The following is a 6,000-nucleotide window of genomic DNA, read 5'->3' on the forward strand; positions in this document are numbered from 1 at the left end:
CTTTATGTGTACCCCAAATACCGTTCTTGGGTACACATCCAAGCCAACGTGTACCCGTTTTCGCATTCTTGGGCACACATCCAAGCCAACATGTACCCTATTTCGCATCTTGGGGTACATATCCAAACCAATGTGTACCTGAAAATCCATTCTAGGATACATAATCTCACTCTCAGACAGACTCAATACTCACGGTGTCGTTGATTTCGTCAACACGATGAAGGATAAACAAATCCATCAACGTCATGTTGATGTAATAATCGCTACAGCCGAACTTCATCTTTCGGAGTAATCCCGCCTCAACTATTCTATCGAGATATTTGGTGGCGGTTTTTCGCTGCGCCATCACGTCTTTCTGCATATACTCAACCTTGGTAAATCTCTGCCAAAGCAGATATCGGCACAACATTTCAGCAAGTCACCGTCAAACTCGAATGAGAACACGTCAGAGCTCCGCAGGGTTTCATGTCCTAGCATACCTACCTTCTCTTCTTTTTCCAGCCAATCAAAACAGGCCACTACGTCCAGCTTTTCCATCGCCTATTTCTTTGAAGCCCTTTTCTTAGTCTTTATCTCCAGCTCCTGTACCATGCGCCCAAGTATGTCGCCCTTGACAAGTTGCAGAATGTCGCCTTTGAGTTGTAGAGCGTTCATAGCCCTCGCCACTATTTTTAGTCCTTGAACACAACATTTTTAGATTTGTTTTGGAATAATAAACTTAGAAACGTACCTTTGTACCTGCGTATTCTGCAACGAACGAAAATAGATCAACAGACAACAGCGATAAATGGGATTAAGACTGTACTAGCAGTGGAAACAGTTGTCTGTGAAACGATTTGCAAATGAAATAGTTCGTGCAGAGAATCTTATTGCAACGAACAACTAAAATAAAACAAAAACATGCCAGTACAAAGTGAAGCTGCCCTTGAGAACGGACTTATTGCTACTCTTCAGCAAATGAGTTATGGCTATGTGCACATCGAAGAAGAAAATAACCTACGTGCCAACTTCAAAACTCAATTAGAAAAGCATAATCGAAAGAGGCTGGAAGAATTCGGACGTACCGAGTTCACCGAATCTGAATTTGAGAAAATCCTTATTTATCTTGAGGGCGGCACACGTTTTGAAAAAGCAAAGAAACTTCGTGACCTCTTTCCACTTGAATTGGAAAGCGGCGAACGACTGTGGGTGGAATTTCTGAACCGCACTCACTGGTGTCAAAACGAGTTCCAGGTTTCCAATCAAATTACTGTTGAGGGAAGAAAGAAATGTCGTTATGACGTAACGATACTGATAAACGGTTTGCCTTTGGTGCAGATTGAGTTAAAACGAAGAGGTGTGGAGCTGAAACAAGCCTACAACCAAATACAACGTTATCATAAAACTTCCTTCCACGGACTGTTCGACTATATTCAATTGTTTGTGATTTCCAATGGGGTTAACACACGCTATTTTGCCAATAATCCCAACAGCGGGTACAAATTCACATTCAATTGGACAGACGCTGCCAATATCCCTTTCAATGACTTGGAGAAGTTTGCCACCACTTTCTTTGATAAGTGCACTTTGGGTAAAATCATAGGCAAGTATATCGTACTGCATGAGGGCGACAAATGCCTAATGGTGCTCCGCCCTTATCAGTTTTATGCGGTTGAAAAAATTCTCGACCGTGTTGTAAACTCCAATGACAATGGCTATATTTGGCATACAACAGGTGCTGGCAAAACACTTACTTCATTTAAGGCAGCTCAGCTTGTTGCTGAATTGAGCGACATTGACAAGGTAATGTTTGTGGTTGACCGCCACGACCTTGACACACAGACACAAGCTGAGTATGAAGCCTTTGAGCCAGGTGCAGTTGACAGCACCGATAATACAGACGAACTTGTGAAACGTCTTCACAGTAATTCCAAAATTATCATCACCACTATCCAAAAGCTCAATGCAGCAGTTACTAAGCAGTGGTATAGTAGCCGAATCGAAGAAATCCGCCATTCTCGCATTGTGATGATTTTTGATGAGTGTCATCGCAGTCATTTCGGAGATTGCCACAAGAATATTGTTAAGTTCTTCGACAACACACAGATGTTCGGGTTTACCGGTACGCCTATCTTCGTAGAGAATGCTGTGAATGGGCATACTACAAAGGAAATCTTTGGCAACAATCTTCACAAGTATCTCATAAAGGATGCCATTGCCGATGAAAACGTGCTTGGTTTCCTTGTAGAATATTATCATGGCAATGCAGATGTAGACAATGCCGACCAAAACCGCATGACCGAAATTGCCAAGTTTATCCTTAATAATTTCAATAAGTCGACCTTCGACGGAGAGTTTGACGCATTGTTTGCTGTGCAGTCTGTACCAATGCTTATACGATATTATAAGCTGTTTAAGAGCCTTAATCCAAAAATAAGAATTGGAGCCGTGTTTACATATGCAGCCAATAGTAGCCAGGACGACGCCCTTACAGGCATGAACACGGGTGGCTATGTAAGTGACAGCACCGGAGAAGCAGACGAGTTGCAAACTATTATGGATGATTATAATGATATGTTTGGTACAAGTTTCACTACAGAAAACTTCCGTGCATATTATGATGACATCAATCTTCGCATGAAGAAAAAGAAAGCAGACATGAAGTCGCTCGACCTTTGTTTGGTAGTTGGTATGTTCTTGACAGGTTTTGACAGCAAAAAACTCAATACGCTCTACGTAGATAAGAACATGGACTACCACGGCTTGTTGCAGGCATTCAGTCGAACCAACCGGGTATTGAATGAAAAGAAACGCTTCGGTAAGATTGTTTGTTTCCGTGATTTGAAAAGCAAAGTGGATGCTTCTATCAAGCTTTTCAGCAACAGCAACAATCTTGAAGATATTATTCGCCCACCTTTTAATGAAGTAAAGAAGAATTATCAAGAACTTACAACAAGTTTCTTGGAGCAATACCCAACGCCGAGTAGCATAGATTTGTTGCAGAGCGAACGAGACAAAACGCAGTTTATTCTTGCATTCCGCGATGTTATTAAGAAACATGCAGAAATTCAGATTTACGATGAATTTGAAGAAGATGCAACAGACCTTGGCATGTCCGAACAACAGTTTATGGACTTCCGAAGCAAATACCTTGATATTTACGATGCAGTTGATGGTGGACGCAAACCTTCGGGAGAAGACTCAACGCCCGACGAAGACGCAGAGCCCACAGAAACTTCAACAGACTCAGTAATTGGTGACATTGATTTCTGTCTGGAATTGTTGCATAGCGACATCATCAATGTTACCTACATACTTGATCTGATTGCCGACCTCAATCCTTATAGTGAGGATTATCAAGAAAAACGTACGCATATCATCGACACGATGATTAAAGATGCTGAGTTACGTAGCAAGGCAAAACTGATTGACGACTTTATACAGCAGAACGTGGATGACGACCGCGACAACTTTATGGCACGCAAACAACGGGCTGATGGCACAAGCGACCTTGAAGAACAATTGAACAACTACATCACCAACAAGCGAAACGACGCTGTGGATGAACTTGCAAAAGACGAAGACTTGGATGTAAAGGTTCTCAACCATTACTTGTCCGAATACGATTACTTGCAAAAAGAACAACCAGAAATTATACAACAGGCACTGAAAGAAAAGCATTTGGGCTTAGTAAAAAGGCGCAATACGTTAAAACGTATCATGGACAGGTTGCATTATATCATACGAACATACTGTTTGGAATAACATTATGGAGAAGAACATATACATAATAAGATGGTATGGGCCTTTTCCTGATGTGGAAAGCATAAGGCGTTGGGAATTGAATAACCATATTCCTTGCAGTCTGTATTTGATGAGTGGCATGAAGAAGTATGCCAAATCATCAATCCACTACTATATAGGGAAAACAGAGCGAAACCTAATAACTAATAGATTTAAGGACAAGGACCACCATATTAATGATTTTTCAAGGATCAATGAAATATGGCTTGGCTGTTTCGCAAATAAAAAGGCGTCTCATAATGACGTGACGCTTGTTGAGAACATGCTAACATCCTATTTCGTTGGCGAAGTGGGTAGTGACAAGATGCTTAATAAGATAAACTTCTATTTGCCAACAAGCAATGTATATGTGCTGTCAGAATGGATAAGCCCATACAGAGAAAGAGCCTGGAGCAAATTATCAAGGAGTTCTCCCGCTAACATTGTAGCAGATGTCATTGTCAACAAGGCAAATGACAGTGCGTTCAACTACTATTTATATGTTTCAAAGAAATTAAAAAAGCAACAAAAGAAATAACGATATGAGCGAGGAATTACAACAAAAACTCCGTGACCAGCTTTGGGAAGTCGCAAACAAGTTGCGTGGCAACATGTCTGCCAGCGACTTCATGTATTTCACCCTTGGCTTTATTTTCTACAAGTATTTATCAGAGAAAATAGAGAAACATGCCAATGAGGCATTGGTTGATGATGAAGTCACATTCAAAGAGCTGTGGGCAATGGAGAATGATGATGATATTGAATCCCTACAACAAGAAGTAAAAACCGAATGCCTGGAGAACATCGGCTACTTCATTGAGCCACATTTCCTATTCTCGTCCATCATTGAGAAAATTAAAAAGAAAGAAAACATACTGCCTATACTCGAACGGTCGCTGAAACGTATTGAGGACAGTACGCTTGGGCAAGATAGCGAAGAGGATTTTGGAGGACTCTTTTCAGACATCGACCTCGCTTCACCCAAACTAGGCAAGACAGCAGACGATAAAAACACATTAGTAAGCAACGTGCTTCTTGCCCTTGATGATATAGACTTTGGTGTGGAGGCCTCACAAGAGATAGACATTCTTGGCGATGCCTATGAATATATGATTAGTCAGTTTGCCGCTGGTGCAGGTAAAAAAGCAGGCGAGTTTTACACTCCGCAAGAAGTAAGCCACATCTTGGCCGAGATTGTAACCCTGGGCCACGCACGTCTTCGCAATGTTTACGACCCTACTTGCGGCAGTGGCTCACTTTTGCTTCGCGCTGCAAACATCGGCCATGCTAACGAAATCTTTGGGCAGGAGAAAAACCCCACAACCTACAATCTTGCCCGTATGAACATGTTGCTGCACGGCATCAAGTTCAGCAATTTCCGCATAGAGAATGGCGATACGCTCGAAGCTGATGCCTTTGGCGACACTCAGTTTGATGCGGTTGTTGCCAATCCGCCGTTCTCGGCAGAGTGGAGTGCTGCCGAGAAGTTCAACAACGACGACCGTTTCAGCAAAATAGGGCGACTTGCTCCCCGTAAAACTGCCGATTATGCATTCATTCTCCACATGATTTACCATTTGAATGAAGGTGGCACAATGGCTTGCGTTGCTCCTCACGGTGTGCTCTTTCGTGGAAATGCCGAAGGCGTTATCCGCCGTTTCCTCATAGAGAAGAAAAACTATGTTGATGCAATTATCGGATTGCCTGCCAACATCTTCTATGGCACAAGCATACCCACCTGTATCTTGGTATTCAAAAAGTGCCGTAAAGAAGACGAAAACATTCTCTTCATCGACGCCAGCAAGGAGTTCGAGAAAGTGAAGACGCAGAACAAACTCCGCCCGCAGCACATCCAAAAGATTGTAGACACCTACCGCGACCGCAAGGAAATAGAAAAGTACAGCCATCTTGCTACCTTGGAGGAAATAGCCGAAAACGACTACAACCTCAACATCCCCCGTTACGTTGACACTTTCGAAGAGGAAGAGCCAATCGACATCAAGGCTGTAATGGCGGAAATCAAGGAATTGGAAACCAAACGCGCGGAACTAGATAAGGAGATTGAGGTGTATCTTAAAGAATTGGGAATAGTGTAATATGAGAAATTGCAAAAAACGTAACAACACAGCAGTTGTGCTAAAAAGAAAAGATACACATACCCTACTTTGCAACAACTCAACATACCAACATAATTAAAGAGTAACAACCATGGTAGAAAATAAAGATAAAAAAGTCCTC

General features: G+C 42.1%; 4 protein-coding genes. 3 read left to right on the forward strand and 1 reads right to left on the reverse strand.

Going from position 1 to position 6,000, the window contains the following annotated elements:
* Window positions 1-172: 172 nt before the first annotated feature.
* Window positions 173-361: a hypothetical protein gene (locus HMPREF0670_RS16385; protein ID WP_009231182.1), complete on the reverse strand. Its 189-nt coding sequence runs from the start codon at window positions 359-361 to the stop codon at window positions 173-175.
* 539 nt (window positions 362-900) lie between these two features.
* On the opposite strand from HMPREF0670_RS16385, the gene HMPREF0670_RS10770 reads away from it, so the two are divergent.
* From HMPREF0670_RS10770 to HMPREF0670_RS10780, 3 genes are read left to right on the forward strand one after another with little or no spacing between them, the layout of a single operon-like run.
* Window positions 901-3,744, forward strand: a complete 2,844-nt coding sequence (locus HMPREF0670_RS10770) for a type I restriction endonuclease subunit R (RefSeq protein WP_009231184.1) — start codon at window positions 901-903, stop codon at window positions 3,742-3,744.
* Window positions 3,745-3,748: 4 nt separating this feature from the next.
* Window positions 3,749-4,300 carry a hypothetical protein gene (locus HMPREF0670_RS10775; protein ID WP_009231185.1) on the forward strand — a complete coding sequence of 184 codons (552 nt, stop codon included), beginning with the start codon at window positions 3,749-3,751 and terminating at the stop codon, window positions 4,298-4,300.
* 4 nt (window positions 4,301-4,304) lie between these two features.
* Entirely contained in the window at window positions 4,305-5,858 is a 1,554-nt protein-coding gene (locus HMPREF0670_RS10780; protein ID WP_009231186.1) for a type I restriction-modification system subunit M, read from the forward strand.
* Window positions 5,859-6,000: the final 142 nt, after the last annotated feature.

The organism is Prevotella sp. oral taxon 317 str. F0108 (assembly GCF_000162415.1).
Lineage (GTDB): Bacteria > Bacteroidota > Bacteroidia > Bacteroidales > Bacteroidaceae > Prevotella > Prevotella conceptionensis.